General features: G+C 30.6%; 17 protein-coding genes and 1 riboswitch. Of the genes, 15 read left to right on the top strand and 2 right to left on the bottom strand.

Annotated features, from left to right (window positions below; genetic code table 11):
- Positions 1–115 precede the first annotated feature (115 nt).
- Positions 116–469, top strand: a complete 354-nt coding sequence (locus tag Q0684_RS05230) for a hypothetical protein (protein ID WP_299013484.1) — start codon at positions 116–118, stop codon at positions 467–469.
- Between the two features lie 121 nt (positions 470–590).
- Entirely contained in the window at positions 591–1,229 is a 639-nt protein-coding gene (locus tag Q0684_RS05225; RefSeq protein WP_299013482.1) for a hypothetical protein, read from the top strand.
- A 17-nt stretch (positions 1,230–1,246) separates the two neighbouring features.
- Here the strand turns inward: Q0684_RS05225 and Q0684_RS05220 are convergent, their stop codons facing one another.
- Entirely contained in the window at positions 1,247–2,305 is a 1,059-nt protein-coding gene (locus Q0684_RS05220) for a DUF3810 domain-containing protein (protein ID WP_299013480.1), read from the bottom strand.
- Positions 2,306–2,470: 165 nt separating this feature from the next.
- Between Q0684_RS05220 and dnaB the strand changes: the two genes are divergently transcribed.
- The 10 genes from dnaB (at position 2,471) to Q0684_RS05170 (ending at position 16,995) form a co-directional block, all read left to right on the top strand.
- Positions 2,471–3,985, top strand: coding sequence for a replicative DNA helicase (dnaB, locus tag Q0684_RS05215; RefSeq protein WP_299013478.1), 1,515 nt, complete (start codon positions 2,471–2,473; stop codon positions 3,983–3,985).
- Positions 3,986–4,046: 61 nt separating this feature from the next.
- Positions 4,047–4,298 carry a DUF6364 family protein gene (locus tag Q0684_RS05210; protein ID WP_299013476.1) on the top strand — a complete coding sequence of 84 codons (252 nt, stop codon included), beginning with the start codon at positions 4,047–4,049 and terminating at the stop codon, positions 4,296–4,298.
- On the top strand, positions 4,298–4,714 hold the full coding sequence (locus Q0684_RS05205) for a PIN domain-containing protein (protein ID WP_299013474.1): 417 nt from the start codon (positions 4,298–4,300) through the stop codon (positions 4,712–4,714). Before Q0684_RS05210 ends, Q0684_RS05205 begins: the two co-directional genes overlap by 1 nt.
- A 78-nt stretch (positions 4,715–4,792) precedes the next feature.
- A complete protein-coding gene (locus Q0684_RS05200; protein ID WP_299014359.1) occupies positions 4,793–5,977 on the top strand; it encodes an asparagine synthetase B in 1,185 nt (394 codons plus the stop codon).
- Between the two features lie 294 nt (positions 5,978–6,271).
- Entirely contained in the window at positions 6,272–7,117 is an 846-nt protein-coding gene (locus tag Q0684_RS05195; RefSeq protein ID WP_299013472.1) for a transketolase, read from the top strand.
- Positions 7,118–7,361: 244 nt separating this feature from the next.
- On the top strand, positions 7,362–8,492 hold the full coding sequence (gene bshA, locus Q0684_RS05190) for an N-acetyl-alpha-D-glucosaminyl L-malate synthase BshA (protein ID WP_299013470.1): 1,131 nt from the start codon (positions 7,362–7,364) through the stop codon (positions 8,490–8,492).
- Positions 8,493–8,579: 87 nt separating this feature from the next.
- On the top strand, positions 8,580–11,474 hold the full coding sequence (locus Q0684_RS05185; RefSeq protein ID WP_299013468.1) for a histidine kinase: 2,895 nt from the start codon (positions 8,580–8,582) through the stop codon (positions 11,472–11,474).
- Positions 11,475–11,476: 2 nt separating this feature from the next.
- The gene (locus Q0684_RS05180) at positions 11,477–12,232 is read left to right on the top strand and encodes a LytTR family DNA-binding domain-containing protein (RefSeq protein WP_299013466.1); all 756 of its coding nucleotides are present in this window, start codon (positions 11,477–11,479) and stop codon (positions 12,230–12,232) included.
- A 92-nt stretch (positions 12,233–12,324) separates the two neighbouring features.
- Positions 12,325–13,368, top strand: a complete 1,044-nt coding sequence (locus tag Q0684_RS05175; protein ID WP_299013464.1) for a hypothetical protein — start codon at positions 12,325–12,327, stop codon at positions 13,366–13,368.
- Between the two features lie 99 nt (positions 13,369–13,467).
- Positions 13,468–16,995 (top strand): LamG-like jellyroll fold domain-containing protein, encoded by a 3,528-nt coding sequence (locus tag Q0684_RS05170; protein ID WP_299013462.1) that lies wholly within the window; start codon positions 13,468–13,470, stop codon positions 16,993–16,995.
- Positions 16,996–17,142: 147 nt separating this feature from the next.
- On the opposite strand, the gene Q0684_RS05165 is transcribed toward Q0684_RS05170, so the two are convergent.
- Positions 17,143–17,793, bottom strand: coding sequence for a DUF937 domain-containing protein (locus tag Q0684_RS05165; RefSeq protein WP_299013460.1), 651 nt, complete (start codon positions 17,791–17,793; stop codon positions 17,143–17,145).
- Between the two features lie 120 nt (positions 17,794–17,913).
- On the opposite strand from Q0684_RS05165, the gene Q0684_RS05160 reads away from it, so the two are divergent.
- From Q0684_RS05160 to thiC, 3 genes are all read left to right on the top strand, one after another.
- Positions 17,914–19,242, top strand: a complete 1,329-nt coding sequence (locus Q0684_RS05160; protein WP_299013458.1) for a dicarboxylate/amino acid:cation symporter — start codon at positions 17,914–17,916, stop codon at positions 19,240–19,242.
- Between the two features lie 224 nt (positions 19,243–19,466).
- A riboswitch (TPP riboswitch) is annotated at positions 19,467–19,561 on the top strand.
- Between the two features lie 42 nt (positions 19,562–19,603).
- The gene (gene thiS, locus Q0684_RS05155) at positions 19,604–19,807 is read left to right on the top strand and encodes a sulfur carrier protein ThiS (protein ID WP_299013456.1); all 204 of its coding nucleotides are present in this window, start codon (positions 19,604–19,606) and stop codon (positions 19,805–19,807) included.
- 42 nt (positions 19,808–19,849) lie between these two features.
- On the top strand, positions 19,850–21,709 hold the full coding sequence (gene thiC / locus Q0684_RS05150) for a phosphomethylpyrimidine synthase ThiC (protein WP_299013454.1): 1,860 nt from the start codon (positions 19,850–19,852) through the stop codon (positions 21,707–21,709).
- Positions 21,710–21,758: the final 49 nt, after the last annotated feature.

The raw sequence follows: 21,758 nt of genomic DNA, 5'->3' as shown, positions 1-21,758 counted from the left end.
TAATACAACAGCAAATAAGGCTACATCATGGGATTTCTAGATCGAATTAACAAAATTAAACTTAAAAGCCAATGGAAAGGTTTCAACAAAAGGTAGTTCAGATTTAAATAGTTTAATGATCATTAATGTGATAGATGAGGAAAATAGCGTTTTAGATTTTGATATTTCTGATGAAATGATAGCTGCTATGGGATTACCAAAAGACGAATTATACAATTCAATTTACAATGAACTGAATAAAAATGGTTATGAGACAAAAATATCAGAGAAAAGTGATGGTAAAGATGACAAAAAGGGCGATAGCGATTATAAAAATTGCAGAAAAAACTGTCAAGATAAACATACAGATCCTGATACTGGTGAAAAGACAGGACCAAGAGGTTGGTGCAAAGCAGGTTGTTTTGGACAAGCTGTTCTAGATGCAGCTGTAGTTGCATTGCCAGCAATTATAATTGCTATTATAAGTTAACTTATTTCTAATAAAAGAGAAGTTTTTTAAAAAAAAACTTCTCTTTAACCTATTTTTTATGAAAAATACAATTTTAATATTATTATTTCTGATAACTTTCAACTGCTGTACAAAAATTTATATGGCCATTATTACTCCTAAAAATGTTACCAAAAGTTTAAAAATTTTCGAAAAAGATGATCAAACTGTCATTTTTCTGCCTATGGTACATTTGGCGAAAGCAAAATTTTATGATGAAGTTAAAATAGTTATTGATTCTTTGAAAAAAGAGGGTTTTACAGTTTTTTATGAACAAATATCAGTTTATAAAAACCAACAAAAAGATACTTTAGACAAAAATATAAGAAAGTTACGTAAGATGTTTGGAGCCAATATTGTTGGACCTTATAACAAAAAGGATAATCACTCTTTGCCTAGTCTTTTCAAAAACAAAAAATATGTATCCCAGCAAAATATCAAATTAGGTTTAGATTCTTTAGATATTATCGCAGATTTAGAGTTAACAGAATTAATTAGATTACGTGAATTGAAAGAAGGTAAAATAGTTTTAACCGATTGTGATTTTAAAACTGATTTAAATGAGAAATATAAATGTAAAACTGTAGGTAAATATTATGCAACTCATATTTTGAGAGATAGTATTGCTGCAAATGTTGTTTTAAAAGCTAACAAAAAAAAGAGCTTAATAGTATTTGGTAAGGCTCATTTCTATGGGATTTTCCGATATTTCAGAGATGAAGATTTTCTTTTAAAAGAATAATTTAAAATCAAAAGTAATTAATTCATCTTGTTTAAATTTTTATGCTCAAAATAAGTAATCAATAAATCCACTACATAATTATAAGATGCAATGCCTTTATCTTGTTTATTGGCTTTTAAATAGGCATTGTATCCTTTTTTAACCAAAGGCTCAAACGGATTTTTATAGGCTTGCCAAAATTGAGAACTCGCACTAAAATCTTTTAAAATTCCCTTATTTACTTTGGCAATTACTGTTTTAGCCATTTCAGGATTTCTTTTTCGTAATTCTGAATAGCAATACAAAAATGCCATTCTGTAACTGGCGTATTTAAAAAATACGTCATTATTATAATTAGCTGCTAAAAATCCTACAAAATTCGCTTCATTTTCTGCTGCAAAACCAATTTGATGCGCCATTTCATGACAAACTGTAGTTGGGTAACTCGTTTTTGGTATTCTATCATTTACCTGTGCCTCACCCGTTAACGGATTTAAATAGCCAGAAGTACCATTATAACTTTGTAGCAAACTCATTAAAGAACTTTTTACAGATTTATGAGTGTATTTTAATTGTGGAATGTCTTTTTCCAAATTTTGATAACCATTCAGAGCCAAATTGTACATTTCTTTTGGACTATATTTATTGATCACTTTTAAACTATCGTTTTTAGTGATTTTAAATTGATAAATATTCAGCTGTTTTGCAATACTTTCTGTAACTTTTTGCAGTTGTGCTGTAGTATATTTTTTTTGTTGATAATTTAGATTTTCAGCTAAAGTTTTTCTGTAATAATTTAATCCCCAGAAAAGATAAAAGCACCCATAAATTACTGATAAAACAGCAAAAAAATGTATGAATTTTGGAACACAGTTTTTAAATTTGTTTTTTACAATTCGATATAAAAATCGAAGAAAAATAAAGAGGAGGAAAGCCAACAAAACATCACCAAAAGAAAAAGGTAACCAACCCAATAAAATTCTTAAAAATTTAGCAATGTAAGGGTAAATTCCGTTAGAATAATAACGTTCTACAAAATCTGGATTACTGGCAGCCATTTGCACTAAAACAACCTGAATAGGTAGTAAAATAGCCAAAAAAATATGTTTTTTATTCCATTTCATTTCAGCTAAAATAGTAAAATGAAATAGAAGTGAACTGGTTATTAACAAGATAATAACAATTTAGTTTACAATAAATGTCAACAAATAAAAACTAAGTTTAACAGCGCACAATCAACCTAAAAAAGTACATTTGTAATTATGGAAAAGTCAAATACAATCCCAGGAAAAAAAATAGATAAATCTAGAATTATTAGCCTTGAGAAAGGTAAAATTCCGCCACAAGCAGTAGAATTAGAAGAAGCTGTTTTAGGTGCAATGATGATTGATAAAAAAGGTATTGATGATGTAATTGATATTTTAAGCTCAGATGCGTTTTACGATGCCAAACATCAAGAAATTTACGCTGCTATTTATGAGTTATTCCAAAACTCACAACCAATTGATTTACTTACGGTTTCTAACTTATTAAAAAAGAATGGAAAATTAGATTTTGTTGGTGGCGATTTTTTCCTAATCCGTTTAACACAAAAAGTAGCCTCTTCTGCGCATATTGAGTTTCATGCACGTATTATCCTTCAAAAATACATACAACGTAAATTGATTTCTATTTCTAGTGAAATTATAGAAAATGCTTACGATGAAAGTACAGATGTATTTGATTTATTAGATGATGCTGAAGGAAAATTGTTTGAAGTTACCCAAGGAAACCTTAAAAAATCTTCTGAAGATGCAGGTTCTTTGGTAAAACAAGCCTTAAAAAAGATTCAGGAAATTGGTAACCAAGAAGGAATGTCTGGTTTGGCAACTGGTTTTACAAAATTAGATGCATTAACTTCTGGCTGGCAACCTTCAGATTTGGTAATTATTGCAGCAAGACCTGGTATGGGAAAAACAGCTTTTGTAATTTCTATGGCCAAAAATATGGCAATCGATTTTAATCATGGTGTTGCAGTTTTCTCTTTAGAGATGTCTTCTGTGCAGTTAATTACACGTATGATTTCTTCTGAAACAGGCTTAACTTCAGAAAAATTAAGAAAAGGAAATTTAGAACCACATGAGTGGGAACAATTAAACGTAAAAGTTAAAAAATTATCTGATGCGCCTATTTTTATAGATGATACGCCATCACTTTCTATTTTCGATTTGCGTGCAAAAGCACGAAGATTGGTATCACAACACAATGTTAGAATTATTGTAATTGACTATTTGCAATTAATGACAGCAGGAGGAAAAGCAGGAGGAAACCGTGAACAAGAAATCTCTATGATTTCTAGAAATTTAAAAGCTTTAGCCAAAGAATTAGAGGTGCCTGTAATTGCACTTTCGCAATTATCGCGTGCTGTAGAAACACGTGGAGGCTCTAAAAGACCACTTTTATCAGATTTACGTGAATCTGGGGCAATTGAGCAAGATGCAGATATTGTAAGTTTTATTTTTAGACCAGAATATTACGGAATGACAGAGTGGGATGATGATGATCACTCACCATGTGAAGGACAAGGAGAATTTATTGTTGCCAAACATAGAAATGGTGGTTTAGATAATATTCGATTGAAATTTACTGGTCATTTGGCCAAATTCTCAGATTTAGAAGAAGGTTTTAGCTCAGAATTCCAATCTTCTATGAACAATCCTTTTGAAGATGAAGGGTCTATAAACCAAAGAATAGAACCAAAAGATGCTTTTGGAGGTGAAGATGATGTGCCTTTTTAACAGTTTGTAAAATAACTTATACGTAATAATTTATTATATTTGTACGTATAAATTAATTCTTATGGATTCTAAACTCACTTTAAAATTAGATAAAGCTGTAATAGAACAGGCGAAAGCTTATGCAAAAGAACAGCAAATAAGTTTATCTCGTTTAATAGAAAATTACCTTTCAATTTTAACTAATAAAGATAAAAAGGAAGATGATTTTGAAATTTCACCATATGTAAAAAGTATTGCAACAGGTAAAAGTATACCTGCTGATTTCGACTACAAGAAAGAAATCGGAAATATCTTATCTGAAAAATATCAATAATGGATAGAATCTTTTTAGATACAAATATTATGATAGACTTTTTAGGGATTAGAAAACCATTTTACAAAGCAGTATCAAAAATATTAACGTTGGCAGCAGAGCAAAAAATAATTGTTGTTTTATCTCCAATTTCTTTTATTAATACTAATTATGTTTTGATTAGAACAGAAGATAATGCATTGGTATTAGATAAATTAAGAAAATTTAAAGTTATTTGTGAAGTTTGTGAAACAGATGATTTGATTATAGAAAAGAGCTTACAATCAGGTTTTAAAGATTTTGAAGATGCTGTTCAATATTTTAGTGCTCTAAAATCTAAATGTAAAGCAATTATTACAAGAGATTCCAAAGGTTTCTTAAAATCTGAAATACCTGTGATGTCTCCTTCTGAATTTTTAAATTCTTTAAAAAACTAAACATTGAAAAAAATCATATTTTCACTCTTATTAGTACTGATTTCTAAATCAATATTCGCATCATTTATTTACGTGCCAATGAGTGACGATAACCAGAAAAATCACTTAAAAGCTTATGGAATCGTATACTTTTCTTTAGAAGCTGGTTTAAAATCCAAGTGGCTTTTAAATTATGATGGTGGCGCATTTTTAATAGAAAACAACAAATTGGTAGAAAACGAATGTAAAATTCGTGGCGTTTCTTATCAAGTTATTTCAGACGCAAAATCGCAATTAATTTTGCAAGAAATTGCTTCGCCAAGTTCTAATCAAGATGCAGTAACTTTAGAAAAAGCACCAAAAATTGCTGTGTATTCTCCAAAAGATAAAATGCCTTGGGACGATGCAGTAACCATGGTTTTAACCTATGCAGAAATTCCTTTTGATGTAATTTACGATAAAGAAGTTTTAGAAGACAAACTACTTATTTACGAGTGGTTACACTTGCATCACGAAGATTTTACAGGACAATATGGTAAATTTTATGGCTCTTTTAGGGCCACACCTTGGTACATAGAAGGCAAACAAAGAGCAGAAAAATTAGCACAAGAATTGGGCTATAATAAGGTTTCACAAGAAAAATTAGCGGTTGCCAAAAAAATTAGAGATTATGTAGTTGGTGGTGGCTTTATGTTTGCTATGTGTTCTGCAACCGATAGTTTTGATATTGCATTGTCTGCAGAAGGCGTAGACATTGCAGAAGCAATGTTTGATGGTGATGCATCAACACCCAATTATCAATCGCTAATCAACTTTAATAAAACATTTGCGTTTAAAAACTTCAATTTGGTAAGAAGTCCAACTACCTACGAGTTTTCTTCCATAGACATGACAAGAAAACGTAAAATACCAAAAACTTCAGACTATTTTTATTTAGTAGAATTCTCTGCAAAATGGGATCCTGTGCCAACAATGCTCACACAAAATCATACGGTTTTAGTAAAGGGTTTTATGGGGCAAACTACTTCTTTTGATAGAAATACCGTAAAAAGTAACGTCTTAGTTTTAGGAGAAAATAAGGTAAATAGAGAAGCACGTTACATACATGGTACCAAAGGAAAAGGCATGTTTACTTTTTATGGTGGTCATGATCCTGAAGACTATACACACAGAGTTGGCGACCCAAAAACGGAATTAGATTTGCACCCAACTTCACCAGGTTACAGACTAATTTTAAACAATGTTTTGTTTCCAGCAGCAAAAAAGAAAAAGCAAAAAACTTAACATACTATTTTGGGCGTTACCTAAAGGTCGGGCTTTTTGTTACAATCTTTTTTTTACCCTGAATTTATTTCAGGTTCTCTCTTTTCTAAAAACTTTTATTAGAATCCTAAAAATAAGCTGATTACAATAAAAAGGATTTTCACTACAATCCCTAACGCAAATTGTTATTTTCAATTAAAATTTGTCTTTTATTAAATTAAATAGAAAAAATTAATAATTCACAAATAAATTCTTTAGAAAAACCATTCAAATTAAATCACTTTTGTATTTTTGCTCGCAACAAATAAAATAATAATGCCAACAACACAACAATTACAAGATTTTACACAACAAGTTCGTAGAGATATTTTAAGAATGGTGCACAAAGTAAACTCTGGACATCCAGGAGGTTCTTTAGGTTGTGCAGAATTTATTACCTGTCTTTATCAAGAGGTAATGGAGTATTCTACAGAATTTTCTATGGATGGTAAAAATGAAGATTTATTTTTCTTGTCAAACGGACATATTTCTCCCGTTTTTTACAGTGTTTTGGCACATTCAGGTTTTTTTCCTGTAGAAGAATTAAATACATTTCGTTTAATAGATTCTCGTTTACAAGGGCACCCAACAACTCACGAAGGTTTACCAGGAGTTAGAATTGCATCTGGTTCTTTAGGCCAAGGTTTGTCTGTAGCTTTAGGTGTTGCACAAGCTAAAAAATTAAACGGAGACAATAAATTAGTGTACACTTTACACGGAGATGGAGAGTTACAAGAAGGCCAGAACTGGGAAGCAATTATGTATGCATCTGCTAAAAAAGTAGACAATTTAATTGCAACTGTAGATTTAAATGGAAAACAAATAGACGGTTCTACAGACGATGTATTACCAATGGGAAGCATTAAAGCAAAATTTGAAGCTTTTGGTTGGGACGTTTTAGAAGTAGAAAAAGGGAACGATATTGAAGCCATTTTAGCAGGTTTAGCAGAAGCAAAAGCATTAACAGGTAAAGGAAAACCAATTTGTATTTTACTAACTACAGAAATGGGTAATGGCGTAGATTATATGATGCATACACATGCTTGGCATGGTAAAGCACCAAATGACGAGCAGTTAGAAAACGCTTTAGCGCAAAATCCTGCCACTTTAGGGGATTACTAAAGCAATCCCCATCCTAACCTTCCCAAAGGGAAGGAACTGTTATGGTTAAATTGTGTGAAGTATTTTTAGAATTTAATGTTTACACAATTACACAATTAAACATTTACACATGTAAAAAAAAGAGTTTTTCAAGCAATTGAAAAACTCTTTTTTTATGATTTCATTTTGTATCCTTTGTAAGATTACAGTTATCTTTACATCTAAGATTATAAAAACAATTAATTTTTACAATTTATAATTATTTATGAAAATAGGTATTGTATGTTATCCCACCTTTGGTGGAAGTGGAGTAGTAGCAACAGAATTAGGTATGGCTTTGGCAAATAAAGGGCATGAAGTCCATTTTATAACCTACAATCATCCTGTACGTTTAGACTTTTTATCACATAATTTACATTTTCATCAAGTTCAGGTAGAAGAATATCCTTTATTTGAGTATCAACCTTATGAATTGGCACTATCTAGTAAAATGGTAGAAGTTGTAAGAAAGTATAGTTTAGAAGTTTTACATGTGCATTATGCCATACCACATGCGTATGCAGCATATATGGCCAAACAAATGCTAAATGAAAAGGGAATAAATATTGGTGTAGTAACCACTTTGCATGGCACAGATATTACTTTGGTAGGTAGCCACCCAAATTATAAAACAGCAGTAGAATTTAGTATTAATAATTCAGATATTGTTACTTCTGTATCTAATAATTTAAAAGAAACCACAAACTCCTTGTTCAATATTACCAAAGATATTGCAGTTGTTTATAATTTTATAGATACCAATAAGTACGATAATGCGCATAAACAAGAATGTAAAAGAAGTGCATTAGCAAAACCACACGAACGCATTTTAACGCATATCAGTAATTTTAGACCTGTAAAAAGGGTAGAAGATGTAATTAAAATTTTTAATGAAGTAAGAAAGACGGTTCCTTCTAAATTATTAATGGTTGGTGAAGGGCCAGAAAAAATAAAGGCAAAAAGATTGGCCAGAAAGTTAAAAATAGATCAGGATGTTTTCTTCTTAGGAAATAGTACAGAAATAGAAAAAATCCTTTGTTATACAGATGTGTTTTTATTACCGTCACAAACAGAGAGTTTTGGTTTGGCAGCATTAGAGGCTATGGCTGCTAAAAGTGCCGTAATTTCTACAAATACAGGTGGTTTGCCAGAAGTAAATATTCATGGAGAAACAGGTTTTTTAAGCAATTTAGGCGATGTTGAAGATATGGCTAAAAATGCCATAGCCATTTTAAAAGACGATGCTACTTTGACACGTTTTAAAGAAAATGCAAAATTGCACACCAAAAAATTTTCTTTAGAAACAATTTTACCTGTCTATGAAGAATTGTATAAATCTTGCTTTGTACCACAATAAAGTAGTTTGCTAAGAATATAGCACCATTCACTAAGTAAAATCATTTTATTTTTTTAATTAATTGTATTTTTGAAACAAAGCTAATATGTGAGAAAAAATACAATTTTTATTCTCTTTTTATTCCTGTTTGCATTTTTTTCATCTGCACAAGAGCCTCTTGCCATACATTTAACAGAAAAAGATGGCTTGCCAGATGTAACAATTTATGACATGTTAGAAGATAACCAAGGTTTTATTTGGTTAGCTGCAGATAAAGGTTTGTATAGATATGATGGTAGAGAATACAAGTTATTTACAAACCCTTTAAAAAGAGGTCGCTCTCTTTTTAGTTTAAAATTAGACGAACAAGGCAGATTGTGGTGCAACAATTTAGCGGGTCAATTTTTTTATATAAATAATGATAGACTAGAGTTGTATAAAGATTTTGAAGATGTAAAAACTTTAGTAGATTATTATTTTTTTGATAAACATTTAGTCGTTTACAACAAAGATAAAATTTTATTTGTTGCGCTCGATTCAAAAAAAATAGAAAAAACATTAGCTGGTGTTATTCAACTAAATAATAACAGTTTTCAGAAGAAATTAGATCATTTTTACTTTACTAGAAATGATACTGTTTATAAGCTAAATAGCTTAAAAAGTAAATTAAAAGCTATTGGTTTACTAAATACTACCAAAAATTTTAAAAGAGCTACAAGACAGTTGTTTGCTTATCAAGAAAACACATATATTTTAGAACAAAATGAAAGCGAACTGTTATTAAAGTTAAAAAACCTAAATTCAAATAGATATTTAGAAATACCAAAAAAAATAAATGGTAAGGTAATTCATAAAGTTATTGTTAAAGAGCATACCATTTATTTATTAAGTAATAAAGGTATTTATTTCTGTAAAATAAAAGACAATTCGCTACAAGTTTTACAACACTATTTTAAAGAAAATTATGCGACTGATTACCTGTTAGATAAAAATAAAAATTTATGGTTTTCTACTTTGAAAAATGGAATTTATGTAATTTCTAATTTGGCTTTTCAAATATATGATAAAGACCAATTTAAAGACATTACTTTTCTTTTAAAAAAGAATGAAAACACACTTTTTCTTGCCAAAAATAACGGACGAGTTTTAGAATATAATATTAGCAATAAAAGCATTAATTATTTAAATTTTACATCTTTAACTGCTGTTAAAAGCCTGTATTATAACAATATATCTAACGAGTTGTTTATTATTAATAATAACATTACCACAGTTTATAATTTAACAAATAATACCTCTAAAAAATTCAATTTAGGAGCAGCTAAAAGTATCGATTATATTAAGGATGATATGTATTTGGTAAGTTCATCTGGCTCTTTTTTAGCATTTGATTTTAGTACAAATACAAAGCATGAGTTTATTAGTAAAAGGTCTTACAATGCTGTCTATGTAGACCAAACAAAACAACATTTTGTAACTTTAATAGATGGTTTTGCAGAATATTATCCAAAGGATGAAAAATTTAGAACACCACTATATAATTCTAAAAAAGTTTATGGTTCTTTATTGGAAAAAACAGCAGATGGTACTGTTTGGATTTCTACACATACCAATGGTATTTTAGCTTATAAAAACAATTGTTTTACAGACAGTTTAATCGTGAAAAATGGTTTGGCATCTACCATTATTAACGATTTACAAGCGGCAGATAAGACCTTGTGGATTTCTACAGATAAAGGTTTACAAACTTATGATTACAAAGAAAAAAAAATAAAAACTATTACTAAAGTAGATGGTTTAGCTACATATACTATAAATAATATTGCAGTATTAGATAGTTTGGTTTTTTTAAATACGAATACTAATATTATTAGCTTTAATAAGAATAAAGTATTTAAAACTAAGGAAAAACCAAAGATTTATTTTAACAGTTTAGAGGTTAATAGAGCACCTGTAGCATTAAAAGAAGAATTGCAATTAAAACAAGATAAAAGCGACTTTAAAATATATTTTAACAGCAATGGCTTTCAATCTAAAGAAAATATTATCTATGAATACTGGTTAGATGGTTTTTCTAAAAACTACACTAGAATTGCAGCAGGAATTAACTTTATCAATTTTAACACCTTACCAACAGGTAATTTCACTTTAAAAGTTAGAGCAAAAAATAAATATGAAACGCAATATTCAGATGCTATTGCACTAAAAATCCAAGTTACAAATCCGTTTTATAAATCTATTTGGTTTTTGTTATTATGTGGTTTAATTCTGCTGATTTTTATTTATTTGTATTTTGATAAAAAGAATAAAAGACTGCAAAAAGAGCAAAAAATTGCTTTAGAAAAAGCCGAAATTAGCAAAGAGTTGGTTTTTTCTCAATTAGAGAATTTACGATCTCAAATGAATCCGCATTTTATATTCAATGCCTTAAATTCCATTCAGGATTTTATCATTTTAAATGAAAAAAAATTAGCAAGACAATATTTAGTTAAGTTTTCTAAATTGATTCGAATTTATTTAGAACACAGTCAAAAAAATGAAATCACTTTAGAAGAAGAATTGAAAGCGTTACAGCTCTATTTAGACTTAGAAAAAGATCGTTTTAATGATGGTTTGTTTTTCGAAATAAATGTGGATAAAGCATTAAATACAAGTCTTGTTTATTTACCCTCTTTATTTTTGCAACCTTATGTAGAAAACTCTTTAAAACATGGTCTATTACATAAAAAAGAAGATAAAAAAATACAAATCGAATTTTTGAAAAAACAAGAAAATTTAGTTTGTATTATCACAGATAACGGAATAGGAAGAGTAGCATCAGCAGAAATAAATAAAAAAAGAAATAACAAGCCAAAATCTTTTGCAACTTCTGCAAACCAAAAAAGAATAGATTTATTAAACCTTGCAAATAATACAAATTCAACACTAAAAATAGAAGATTTGTATAATGATAATTTGGCAATAGGAACAAAAGTTATAATTAATATCCCCGTAAAAAAATAACTATGAATGTAATTATTATTGATGATGAAAGTAGAGCAAGAAATGTTTTAGGAACTTTGCTTAGAGAAGAATGCACAGGAATTACCAAAATTTTAGAAGCTTCTAATTTAGTAGATGGTGTTGCCTTAATTAAAAATAAACAACCTAAAATTGTCTTTTTAGATGTAGAAATGCCACAACATTCGGGTTTAGAAATTTTAGATTTTTTTAAAAATGAACCTATAGATTTTCAAATAATTTTCACAACAGCATACAGTCAGTATGCAATAGAGGCATTTCGTTTATCTGCTATAGATTATCTAATGAAACCTATAGATATAGAAGATTTAAAATTAGCATTACAAAAGGCAAAAGATGCCATAAAAGAAGAAAATATCAACCATAAATTACAGAATTTAGAAAAAGCTTTTCAGCAATTGTCTTTAAATAAAATTGCTTTAGAAATACCTAAAGGAATCATTTTTGCTTCACATGACGAAATTCTATTTTTTGAAGCAGATGGTGTGTATACCAAAGTGCATCTTAATGATGGCAAAAGCCAGTTGATTTGTAAAACACTCAAACATTTTTCAGATCAATTAAAAGACAAACCATTATTTTACAAACCACACAGATCTTATTTAATCAATTTAAAATTTATGAAAGAAGTGGTTAAAAAAGATGGTTTGCACGTTGTGATGCAAAATAAAAAAACCATTCCTATTGCTAGAGATCGTAAAGATGCTTTTTTACAAATGATAAACACTTCTTTTAATTAAGTACCGTTTAAAAACAAATACTTACCGTTCACTAAATAGTTATGTTTAAAAACGCAATCTAATTCTATATTTAAATAAAAAATATAGAAATTATGAAAACACTAACAACTTTAACCGTATTATTTTTTACACTAACATCTTTTGCGCAGACTTCATTTTTTAAAACCATAGAAAAAAATGGAAAAGATGCTGTTTATCAACGTTATTACTCTGTTTATAAAGATGATAATGGCAAACAACACATCAAAGGAGAGCAATACCAACTAAAAGCTGAAATTATAAAGTTTAACGGTGTATATGCTGGTTTAAAAATGGTAGCTGCAACTAAAAATGATAAAGCAGGTATTTTTACCATTGATGCAACAAAATCTAAATCGAGTAAAATTATTGGCTATCCAAATGTTTCACATGTTGTAGACAGAATATCACGCAAAGGCTTTGTAGCTATAGACGATTATATCTTTAAAATTGGTAATGTTTGGAAAGCAAAAGATGGCAATGGGTTTAATTCAATAGATGAAATTTACATTAGAGTAGGAGCTAAAGGCGATGAAACCAATACATCGACTAAAAAGAAAAAGAAAAAGAAGTTTGGTGCATTTATGAAAAAACTAAAAGATGCTGCAGTAAACAACGCACCATCTGAATGTACTAGTCCTGCTTGTAAAAAAGCAGAAAGTATGGATTTGGTTGCTTTTGTTAGAAAGTATTTAAAGCAAATGGAAGCCAAACAAAATAGCTATGTTTTAACTGCAAAAGACAAAGCTGATATTGCCAAAATAAACAATGCTGTAAATGCGTATTATGGCAAAGTAAAATCTAAAAATGATGCGTATTGGAAAAGTGCAGAAGGACAAGCAATAATAGAAAATAGACGAAGAGCAAACGGATATGCTAAAAAAAATGAAGTAACCCTGATAAATAAATCGGGAAGTACTATTTATATAGCCTCTAAGGGATCTAGAAACGCAGGAACTTTAATTGGTGTTGGGCAATCTGTTTCTTGGAGTTGTAAAAGAGACGCTTATTTACAAACAAAGTTAAAGAAAGATACCAATACTTATTACTTTAAAACTACTTCTAGATCAGTTTATAAAGCCAATACCAATTGTGGTGGTTCAAAAACAATAAATTAATTTACGGTTTACTAAGAAAACAATACTATTCACTAAAAAACACCAAATGCAGCCTAAATAAGGTTGCATTTTTGTGTTATAATTAAAAAAATAAATATTATGAAATTAAGATTACTTGCTTTAATGCTTTTTATTACAAGCATTTTATTAGCCCAAGGACCAACAGACTATGAAAAACGTTACGATTTTACAAATAACGACTTTACCAATTTAGCAAATCCCGGAAATAAAGATATGATTATTTCAGGCACAGATTATAACTCTACAGAAGATAGAAATGGAGTTGCCAATAATGCTTTAGAAATTAGATCTTTTGGTATGAATTCTGGCAACTATAGTGCAACTGGAGAAGAATTTACTTTTAGTTTTTGGGTAAATTTAACTCAATCTGATAGTTCTTATCGATTAATAATGAAACAATGGAATAACAATAATAATGGGAATAGTGGTGGAATAAGCATTGCTCAAGAAAACGGGGGAATAAGAGCCTCTATAGATGTAGTAAATTCTGGTTTAGCAAATGCCTCTACTTCTTCTAGTATTTCAGATGGTAACTGGCATCATATTATAGTTGTGGTTTCTAAAGAAGTAGATGGCAATAATGATAGATTTCGAGTAAGTTTATTTGTAGACGGTGTTCAAAATGGTACAGGTACTACACCATATCAATCAATTGCAGCAAATAGAGTTTTATTTAATGGAAACAGAACAGCATTATGGTCAAGATCTCCTGGTGCGTTTCAGTTTATTGGAAAACTTGATGATATAAAAGTTTGGACTCGTCCTTTAGATTTATTTGAAATAGAATCTTTAAGCGAAGTTGAGCCAAGTGACGATTTATTAAAATATGATTTTAGCCAAGGAAGTTTAAACAGTACTGGTAGTATTCAAAACAATTTAAGTTTAATAAACGGAAATGCACCAACAGTAGTTGAAGGTCAAGATGGAAGTGCTATGAGTGCTTTAGAGTCTGCAGGAGCTACAGGCTTAAGAGCGAACGGCATTGGTATTAGAGAAAATTTAACAGTATCTTTTTTTATGAAGACTAATGTTAGTAATGGAAATAATAATGAAATGATACAAAGTACTGTTGCTTCTGGCCCACAGTTTGGTGGTTTAGTGGGTCATGGAATTTCTACTTTAAATTCGGGTGTAGAAGCCATAATAAGAGCAACTTGTAATAATAGTTGTAGAAGTCAACCTATAACTAGGGTTTCTGGAGGTATTGTTAATGATAATAATTGGCATCATATTGCCTATACTATAGAGAAAATTACTACAGGTGCTACAACTCAATTTGAATTGAAACTATTTATAGATGGTATTTTTGAAAATTCTGCAAGAACTCCATTAGTGCCAACATCTAATCAGCCTAATTTTACTGTTGCAGGTCAAGATTTTAGAGTTTTTCAAGGAGGTGGTAATTTCTACACTGGGGCATTAGATGATATCAGAGTTTTTAATAGAATTTTAGATGTTAGTCAAATTCAACTCATCGGAAATATCACTATTTTACCTCCAAGAGATCAATATTTTGTAGATGTTAATGCTACTGGTGCCAATAATGGTTCTAGTTGGGCAGATGCCTACACAAGTTTAGAGGAAGCAGTTGATAGAAAAACTGGAAAAGAATTCTGGGTTGCTGCAGGTACTTATGTGCCATCTGCACGTAATAAGTCTTTTAGAATTGGTAATGAAAATAAATTATATGGAGGTTTTAGCGGTACAGAAACTAATTTAAGCGAAAGAAATGTAAAAACAAATGTTACTATTTTATCAGGAGACATTAATAATAATGACACAGGTTTAGATTTTTCAGGTAATAATAGAGGAGATAATGCTTTTAATATTATAAAAATAATTGCTGATGATACAGTTTTAGATGGATTTACCATACAAGATGGCCATGCTAACGGCAGCACAGGAGATCAAAAAGGTGGGGCTGGTATTTTCATAAATTCAGGCACAAAAAATACAACAATAAAAAATTGTATATTTAAAAACAATGTTTGTTTGGGCGGAGGCTTAATTAGAGCTTTAGATGTTAAAGGAGATTTAAATTTAGAAAATGTAGAAGCTCTTAATAATTTAGCAAAATTTGGTGCTGTTTTATATACTAGAGGTCAAAATGGTGAAGTATTAAATGTTAATATTACCAATTCATTATTTAATGACAATATTGTTAATGATGCAAGTAATGCAAGTGCACCAGGTTCAGTTGCTTGGTTTAGACAAGATAGTAACGCTACACAAAATGTAAGAATTATTAATTCTACATTTGTAGGAAATAATTTTGCTTCAAATACCAACGCTACTTCTTCTGTTATAAACGCTTCAAGAAATGGAAGCGGTAGAATATTTTTAGAAACAGCGAATTCTATTTATTATTATAATCTGAACAATATTAATGGCTCTTTAAGATCTATAGGGAACAGTCTAGCAAATTTTAGAAATGTTATTTTAAGCGCAAATAATTGTATTGCTCAAGATTTACTAAATCAAATACCTGCAAATAGAAAGGTAAATGTAACAGCTTCAATACCAGAATTTTCTAATGTAACAGCTAAAGATTTTACTTTATTGGCTACTTCTCCAGCTATTGATGCAGGAGATAATACAAAAGTTCTTTCAAGCTCTAGAACTGATCTTTTGGGGAATTCTAGAATTTTTAATGGAACTGTTGATTTAGGTGCATACGAGTTTGGAGCATCAACACCAATTAATAGAACGCTTACATTGGCAGCTGTTAATGGAACAATTACAACTAACCCTAATCCAGTTAATGGAACTTATGAAGATGGTGAAGCTGTGCAATTAACTGCAACCCCAGATGCAGGTTTTCAGTTTGATGGTTGGTCTGGAGATGCAACAGGAACTACAAATCCATTAAGCATTACCATGGATGCTGACAAAACAGTAACTGCACAATTTAGTAAAATACAAAGAACCTTAACAATTGTGGCTACAGATGGTGCTGTTACAGCAAGTCCTGCACCAGTAAACGGAACTTATGATGAGGGGTCAGTGATAACCTTAACAGCAACCCCAGATGCAGGTTTTCAGTTTGATGGTTGGTCTGGAGATGCAACAGGAACTACAAATCCATTAAGTATTACTATGGATGCTGACAAAACAGTAACTGCACAATTTAGTAAAATACAAAGAACCTTAACAATTGTGGCTACAGATGGTGCTGTTACAGCAAGTCCTGCACCAGTAAACGGAACTTATGATGATGGAACACTAGTAACATTAACAGCAACACCAGATGCAAACTTTGCATTTGCAGAATGGACAGGAGATATTACAGGAACTGCAGCTATAACTACAGTTACTATGGATGCTGATAAAAATATAACTGCTAATTTTAGCTCTACGTTAAGTGTTCAAGACGAAGATTTTGTAAACAATATTACCATGTATCCAAATCCAGTATCAAATGTTTTAAACATCAAAACAAACAATATCACAATTCAAAAAATTGAAATGTATAGTATTCTAGGTAAAAAAGTATTAGAAACTAGTGAAAATAGAGTTGATGTAAGTACTTTATCAAAAGGAGTATATTTAATTAAAATACAAAATAACAAAGGTAAAATTGCAATTAGAAAAATAGTTAAAAACTAAATATAGAAAAAAGAAGAGGTTCAATAAAAAAGCTCAAAATCGTAAAGATTTTGAGCTTTTTACTTTTATTAATTTATTGAAATTAGTTTAGTGATTTTAGTATAAACATTTTAGTTTTTTTTCAAACTTCAAACTTCATACCTGATTTTATTTTCCAAAAAGACCACCAAGCATTCCACCTAATCCTCCAGATTTTTTTTCAGCACCGCCTAAAAACATTCCAGCAACGTCATCTATAACGCTACCATCACCATCTGCATCTAGTATTTTTTCCAAGAAACTTTGTTCTGTAGTTACTGGTCCAGAATTACTTGCACCGCCTAATAAACCGCCTAAAAGACCTCCAATTCCGTTAGAATCTGTAATGTTTTGTTCTCTTTTTTGCTTTCCTAAAACTCCCATTAAAATTGGTGCCGCTACTTTTAATATATTACCAACAGCACCCGCATCTAAACCAGATTTCTGACCAATAATTTGTTCAACTCCAGATTGTTTAGCACCAAGAACATGTTTTAAAATTCCTGCTCCATCTTGTTTTACAGCATCATCTACACCACCACCAAAAAAACCACCTAAGTTGTCTAAAATACTGCCATCATGCTTATTTTCTAAAGCGTTTTGTAAGCCTTGTGCACCTTCTGGTGTTGCAGTATTGCGTTCCATTGCTTTCATTAAAACTGGTAACGCCATTGTTAATACATTTCCTGCTTTGCCAGAATCTGTTCCTGTAGAGCCTGCTACTCCAGATATAATTTGCTTTCCTAAATCACTGTTTAATAAATCTAAAATTCCTGCCATTTTTATATTTTTAATAATGAATATGTTTGTTCTCTAAAAATATGACACAATATATAAATAAAGTCACGGAAAAATTAAATATTTTTTTATCTTTCAATTTTTAAAAAGGTAAAAGAATTAATGAAAAACTTAGCACTACACTGGAAAATTTTAATAGGAATGGCATTGGGTATTATTTTTGGCTTTGTCATGAATAATATAGATGGAGGGAAAGGCTTTGTAACAGATTGGATAAAACCATTTGGTACAATTTTTATAAATCTATTAAAACTAATTGCTGTTCCGCTAATTTTGGCATCTTTAATTAAAGGAATTTCCGATTTAAAAGATATTTCTAAAATCAAAAAAATGGGTTTTAGAACAATTGGTATTTACCTTTCTACAACCATTGTTGCTGTTATAATAGGTTTAGGTATTGTAAATTTGGTGAAACCGGGCACAGGCATGTCTATAGATACTATTTCTAAAATAAAAGAAAAATACGCTACGTCATCTGGTGTAACTGATAAGTTGACAAAGGCAGGTGCACAAAATGATGCAGGGCCTTTACAAGCTTTGGTAGATATTTTTCCGAGTAATATTTTTAAAGCATTTACGGATGCCAGTATGTTGCAAATAATTTTCTTTGCTTTATTTGTAGGAATTTCTTTGTTATTAATATCAGAAAAAAAAGCAAAACCATTGGTAGACTTTTTCGATTCTTTAAATGAAATGGTAATGAAAATGGTAGATTTAATTATGCTTTTTGCGCCTTATGCTGTTTTTGCATTATTAGCAAACGTAATTATAGCTTTTGATGATACAGAAATTTTAGTAAAACTACTATCTTATGCTTTATGCGTGCTTGGTGGTTTGTTGTTAATGATTACTTTTTATCTTACCTTAGTTAGTATCTACACAAAAAAATCGCCAATTTGGTTTTTAAAACAAATTAGTCCAGCACAATTATTAGCTTTTTCTACAAGTTCTAGTGCAGCCACTTTACCTGTAACTATGGAAAGGGTAGAAGAGCATTTAGGTGTAGACAAAGAAGTATCTGGTTTTGTTTTACCAGTTGGTGCTACTGTAAATATGGATGGTACAAGTTTATACCAAGGAATTGCAGCCGTTTTTATAATGCAAGTTTTATGGCCAGAAGGCTTAACCTTAAGCAATCAATTGGTAATAATTGGTACTTCTGTTTTAGCATCTATTGGTAGTGCTGCAGTGCCAAGTGCAGGTATTGTAATGTTGGTAATTGTTTTAGAAACTATTGGTTTTCCTGCGGAATTTTTACCTATTGGTATTGCACTTATTTTTGCTGTAGATAGGCCTTTAGATATGTGCAGAACTGTTGTAAACGTTACAGGAGATGCTACAGTTTCTATGCTTGTTGCAAAGTCCTTAGGGAAATTAAAAGAAAATCCCCAGCCTAAAAATTGGGATGACAATTACGATAAAGTGAAGTAAAAGGCTTTTTTAATTTTACAATAGCTTCACATTTTATAGCATTCTTTAAGCAGTATTTTTAGGGTAAAAACTAAAAATGCTGCTTTTTTTTTAAATAGCTAAAGAAAAAACGGCGTACTTATAATTTTCAGGTAAATTCTATTCAAGTTTATTAATATTAGTACTAGCCTAAAATTTAAAGTTAAAAGTCACGTTTTTAAATAGTTTTCTTGTTATCTTTACATAGTAAACTTTAGGAGTAGCTATTAAATTAGTTTGAGAAAAATCCTTAGAACCTGATTTGGTTAATACCAACGTAGGAAAAAGTTGCTTAGATTTAGTATTGTTACTTCTCTTTGGTTTACAGTAAAATCGTATAAACATGATTACTATAAAAGTAAACCAAGAAAATCATCAATTTTCAGAAACATTAGCGTTAGAAGATTTAGTTCGTTTTTTAAACATAAAAACGAACGGGATTGCTATTGCTATTAATGGCAGTGTTATAAAAAAAACCGATTGGTCTTTGCAAACGCTTCAAGATAATGATGATGTTTTAATAATTAAATCCACACAAGGTGGTTAAAATTACTTTTAAAATACTAGCTATAAACAATCTAATATCATTATGAAAAAAAAAGACACCGCCCCAAAACAAGATGGAGTAACAAGAAATCCTTTTCCAAAATCTAAAAAGATTTATGTGCAAGGAAAAATTCATCCTCAGATTAAAGTAGCAATGCGCGAAATTTCTTTGAGTGATACTACAGATTCTCTAACAAAGAAAAAAACACCCAATGAGCCTGTAACAGTTTATGATACTTCTGGTCCTTATACAGATCCTAACAAAAAAATAGACATTCATGCAGGAATTGAAAGAATTCGCGAAAACTGGATCAAAGATCGTGGAGATGTAGAACAATTAGAGGGTTTTTCTTCTAAATATTGTAATGAGCGTTTAAACGATAAAAGTTTAGACCACATGCGTTTTTCTTTATTAAAGAAACCATTGCGTGCTAAAAAAGGACAAAATGTTACCCAATTACATTATGCTAAAAAAGGAATTATAACGCCAGAAATGGAGTACATCGCTATTCGAGAAAATCAACGAATAGACGAAATGACGGAAATAAGAAAACAGCACAAAGGAGAACATTTTGGAGCTTCTATTCCAGATAAAATTACACCAGAATTTGTGCGTTCAGAAGTTGCAAGAGGGCGTGCTGTAATTCCTTCAAACATTAATCACCCAGAAGCAGAACCTATGATTTTAGGTAGAAATTTTCTGGTAAAAATAAATGCCAACATTGGTAATTCTGCAGTAACATCTTCAATAGAAGAAGAGGTAGAAAAAGCAGTTTGGGCGTGTAGATGGGGTGCAGATAATATTATGGATTTATCTACAGGAGAAAATATTCATGAAACCCGTGAGTGGATTATACGCAACTCTCCAGTACCTATTGGAACTGTGCCAATTTACCAAGCGTTAGAAAAAGTAAACGGAGTTGCAGAAGATTTAACTTGGGAAATTTTTAGAGATACATTAATAGAACAAGCAGAGCAAGGTGTAGATTATTTTACAATTCACGCAGGTGTTTTGCTACGTTATGTGCCCATGACAGCAAAACGTGTTACAGGTATTGTTTCTAGAGGTGGTTCTATTATGGCAAAATGGTGTTTGGCACACCATAAAGAAAGTTTTTTGTACACTCATTTCGAAGATATTTGTGAAATTTTAAAATCGTATGATGTTGCCTTTTCTCTAGGAGATGGTTTAAGACCAGGTTCTATTGCAGATGCAAATGACGAAGCACAATTTGCAGAGTTAGAAACTTTAGGCGAGTTAACACAAATAGCACGCAAGCACGAAGTGCAATGCTTTATCGAAGGTCCAGGACATGTACCAATGCATATGATTAAAGAGAATATGGAAAAACAAATAGACGTGTGTGATGAAGCTCCTTTTTATACTTTAGGGCCTTTAACCACAGATATTGCACCTGGTTATGATCATATTACATCTGGTATTGGTGCTGCAATGATTGGTTGGTTTGGTTGTGCCATGTTGTGCTATGTAACTCCAAAAGAACACTTAGGTTTGCCAAATAAAGAAGATGTTAGAGTAGGCGTTGTAACTTACAAATTGGCTGCACATGCTGCAGATTTAGCAAAAGGACATCCAGGCGCGCAGCACAGAGATAATGCATTAAGTATGGCTCGTTTTGAGTTTCGTTGGGAAGACCAGTTTAATTTAGGTTTAGATCCAGAACGCGCTTTAGAATATCATGATGAAACATTGCCTGCAGACGGCGCAAAAGTGGCACATTTTTGTTCTATGTGTGGTCCTAAGTTCTGTTCTATGAAAATATCGCAAGAAGTTAGAGATTTTGCCGCCGAAAATGATATAGTAGACAATGAAGTAATTGCAAAAGGTTTCGAAGAAAAATCGAAAGAGTTTAAAGAAAAAGGGTCTAAAGTTTATTTATAATATTTTATGGAAGTTCCCACGCTTTTAGAGCGTGGTCGGGCTTTCCGTT

This window comes from uncultured Polaribacter sp. (assembly GCF_947503875.1).
Classification (GTDB): domain Bacteria; phylum Bacteroidota; class Bacteroidia; order Flavobacteriales; family Flavobacteriaceae; genus Polaribacter.
Note: the sequence above shows the minus strand (reverse complement) of the source record. Positions and strands in the feature narration are given on the sequence as shown.

What these genes read in the sequence shown, in the direction of transcription:
- Q0684_RS05200 (WP_299014359.1), top strand. Translation starts at nt 4,793, where the DNA reads ATGAGTGACGATAACCAGAAAAATCACTTAAAAGCTTATGGAATCGTA.
- dnaB (WP_299013478.1), top strand. Translation starts at nt 2,471, where the DNA reads ATGGAAAAGTCAAATACAATCCCAGGAAAAAAAATAGATAAATCTAGA.
- bshA (WP_299013470.1), top strand. Translation starts at nt 7,362, where the DNA reads ATGAAAATAGGTATTGTATGTTATCCCACCTTTGGTGGAAGTGGAGTA.
- Q0684_RS05175 (WP_299013464.1), top strand. Translation starts at nt 12,325, where the DNA reads ATGAAAACACTAACAACTTTAACCGTATTATTTTTTACACTAACATCT.
- Q0684_RS05165 (WP_299013460.1), bottom strand. Translation starts at nt 17,793, where the DNA reads ATGGCAGGAATTTTAGATTTATTAAACAGTGATTTAGGAAAGCAAATT.
- Q0684_RS05195 (WP_299013472.1), top strand. Translation starts at nt 6,272, where the DNA reads ATGCCAACAACACAACAATTACAAGATTTTACACAACAAGTTCGTAGA.
- Q0684_RS05160 (WP_299013458.1), top strand. Translation starts at nt 17,914, where the DNA reads ATGAAAAACTTAGCACTACACTGGAAAATTTTAATAGGAATGGCATTG.
- Q0684_RS05180 (WP_299013466.1), top strand. Translation starts at nt 11,477, where the DNA reads ATGAATGTAATTATTATTGATGATGAAAGTAGAGCAAGAAATGTTTTA.
- Q0684_RS05210 (WP_299013476.1), top strand. Translation starts at nt 4,047, where the DNA reads ATGGATTCTAAACTCACTTTAAAATTAGATAAAGCTGTAATAGAACAG.
- Q0684_RS05230 (WP_299013484.1), top strand. Translation starts at nt 116, where the DNA reads ATGATCATTAATGTGATAGATGAGGAAAATAGCGTTTTAGATTTTGAT.
- thiC (WP_299013454.1), top strand. Translation starts at nt 19,850, where the DNA reads ATGAAAAAAAAAGACACCGCCCCAAAACAAGATGGAGTAACAAGAAAT.
- thiS (WP_299013456.1), top strand. Translation starts at nt 19,604, where the DNA reads ATGATTACTATAAAAGTAAACCAAGAAAATCATCAATTTTCAGAAACA.
- Q0684_RS05170 (WP_299013462.1), top strand. Translation starts at nt 13,468, where the DNA reads ATGAAATTAAGATTACTTGCTTTAATGCTTTTTATTACAAGCATTTTA.
- Q0684_RS05225 (WP_299013482.1), top strand. Translation starts at nt 591, where the DNA reads ATGGCCATTATTACTCCTAAAAATGTTACCAAAAGTTTAAAAATTTTC.
- Q0684_RS05205 (WP_299013474.1), top strand. Translation starts at nt 4,298, where the DNA reads ATGGATAGAATCTTTTTAGATACAAATATTATGATAGACTTTTTAGGG.